A 2,739-nucleotide genomic window follows, 5' to 3' on the forward strand; every position below is an offset into this window, starting at 1 on the left:
ATTGTCCGACGTGATCCCGCACCCGGTATCCACCACTTCCAGGCAGGCGTAGCTGTCTGTCGCGGGTTGCCAATCCGCCTGCGCCACTTGGGATTTCGGAATCTCGGTGGCCGGAATGACTCTTGTCGTCAGGGTGACCTTACCGCCGCGGTCGCCGATGGCTTCGCAAGCGTTGGCGATCAAATGGGTCAGCACTTGATGGATCTGATGGGCGGCACCGCGCACGACCGGGCCAAGGTCTGCGAAATCGGTTTCAAGGGCAACGCCGTCGGGCAGCGTTTCCCGCAGCGATGGTTCATGCTGTCGACAGACATCGGAAAGATCCAGGGGCTCCCCTTTGACCCCACTCTGGCCAAGATAAGTCAACATGAGCGTGCTGATTTCCGAGGACCGATTGGCCGCTTGCATGGCTTCGCTAAGCAAAGCACGTGTCGCTTCCCGGGCCGGCAGATCTTCCATGGCCAGTTCCAGGTTGCCCTGCACCACGGCAAGCTGGTTGTTGAAGTGGTGCGCCACGGCCCCGGCCATGCGGCCCATGGCCTCCATTTTCTGGGCCTGGTGCAGTTTGGCTTCCAGTTGGCGATTTTTCTTCTCCGCTTTGAGTTTGGCGGTAATATCTCTGGCCGAACCTCGGACACCAACAGGTTTTCCTTCAGAATCTCGAACGAGCAGGTTCTTATACTCGGTGATGATGACGCTGCCATCTTTGTGAACCACCGGAAACAGTCCCTCATCTGCTCCATTTTCCACGATTCGCTGCAAATAATCATCGAATTCGGGCCTCACTTCTTCTGGCATCAAACTTCTAACACTGATCTTCTCGAACTCTTCGGGGCTATATCCATGAGCGTGTTTCAAGGCCAAATTCGTTTCAATGAAGTTGCCATCCAGATCGTGAAAATACAGAAAGTCGGAAACGTTTTCGAACAGATCCCGATAGCGTTCCTCGCTGCGCCGCAGAGCCTCTTGGGTCGCCATCCGGTCGGTCACGTCCCGCACCGCCGCCACGCGCAGAACTTCGTCTTTCAACTGAAAATTGCGTGCTTCGAGTTCGGCGTAAAAAACGCTTCCATCCTTTTTGACGGCCCGGACGATATACGGTTCGGCGTAATCTTTAACAATGTTGGCTCTGGCGATACATTTATCGTCCGGATAAATGGCAAGCTCCAAAATGTTCTTGCCGAGCAATTCCGCCCGCTCATAACCGAGGATCTTGGCCAAGGAGGCATTCAAATCTTTCACGATCCCATGCCGATGGATGAGCACACCTTCCATGGTGAGATCCGAAAGCAGGCGGAAGCGCTCCTCGCTGGCGCGCAGGGCTTCTTCCATCCGCTTGCTGTCGGTGATGTCGCGCACCACGCCCTGGAGCCCGGATAGGTTTCCGGCTTCATCCCTCACCGCCGATACGTGAATGGCAATCCAAATGAGGCTGCCATCAGCCCGATAATGTTGCACTTCGATTAGGCGCGAACGTTTTTTGTCGCAATCCGGATCTTTTTCCCGTTCAAGTTCCTCGGCCAAAACGGCGTAGAGCCGGTTCAGCGAATCCGGGGGTAACTTTTCTTCCATGGTCCTTTGGAGGTGCGCCGTGTCCGGTTCTCCCACCAGGCGTTCGATCGATGGGCTCACATAGGTCGTTTTCAAGTTTAAATCGGCAATCCAGACCACATCGGAAATGTTCTCGGTAATGCGCCGGTACTTTTCCTCACTACGGGCAAGCTGGTCGAACGCCGCCTCCTGTTGGGCCATGGCGCGGGCGAGCCGCACCGTGCTGTATCCCAAAGAGGAGATCATCCCTGCCAACTTGGCGTAAAAAGACATGACCGCGTCGATGGTTTCCCGACTCCACCGCGGTACGCGGTGCAGGGCGTCCAGGTAGGTTTCTTCGTCGAAGCCATACTGGCGGGCCTGGCTGCGAAAGAGCGCATCGTCGGGGACTTCGTCGGCAAAGAAAAACTGCCCCAGGAAAAGATTGCCCAGATGCCGGCCACCCACCTTGATGGGCGTGGCGATGTCCCACATGTTGTTTTTGCACCGGTAGGCCTTGAAGGTTCCCGCCGGCACCCCGTTGGACAGAAAAATGTCACTTTCCGTGCAATTTTTCAGGCTTTCGGGATGCACCCGGTGAAAACGGGTGCAGACATCCTGCCAGCCGACGGCCACCAGGACCTGTCCGGCGAGATCCACTATGGCGCAACCGATCCGCGTGAGCCGGTAGAAGTCGTCCATCATGGCCTGCAAGGCCAAAGAATCGATAATATCGCCGAGATTCAGAACACCGATGTCGCCTTCCGCTTCGAGAATGGCCTGGAGTTTCTTGGTAATGGTGGCTTGGCTTTTGCGGAGGGACTGCTCCACGCGTTTGTCGTCGTTTTGGAGGGTCATGTCGCGCTGCCTCTTTGGGTATCCGTCATTTCACTGCTAAAACGTGAACGATTTAAAAGCGATAGCTGCCCATTTGCCGTAGGGGTAGGGTTCATCCCCACCCGCAACATCCGCAACCCATCGACGCCCGGCATCCAAACCCTACACATAAGGCGTTGCCGGACCGTAAGGGAAATGCAATCCAAAACAACCCAGAACCGCATCCCTCCGACCGGGCTGATCCGGGCTCAGTGAAGGAATTATTAAATTATATTTCAATACCATATCATAGAATCAGATCAGGACAAGGAGCCTGGCGGGTCGCAAAGCGATGGGTCGGAATCCGGCAGTGACGAGGAAATCAGATCTTGC

At 55.7% G+C, this 2,739-nt stretch carries 1 protein-coding gene; it reads right to left on the minus strand.

Features of this window, described 5'->3' with window-relative positions; all coding sequences use genetic code 11:
• A partial coding sequence (locus R6V78_RS00365; RefSeq protein ID WP_410287329.1) for a PAS domain S-box protein occupies positions 1-2,388 on the minus strand: 2,388 nt, incomplete at its 3' end.
• Positions 2,389-2,739: the final 351 nt, after the last annotated feature.

This window comes from Desulfosarcina sp. (assembly GCF_046496365.1).
GTDB lineage: Bacteria > Desulfobacterota > Desulfobacteria > Desulfobacterales > Desulfosarcinaceae > Desulfosarcina.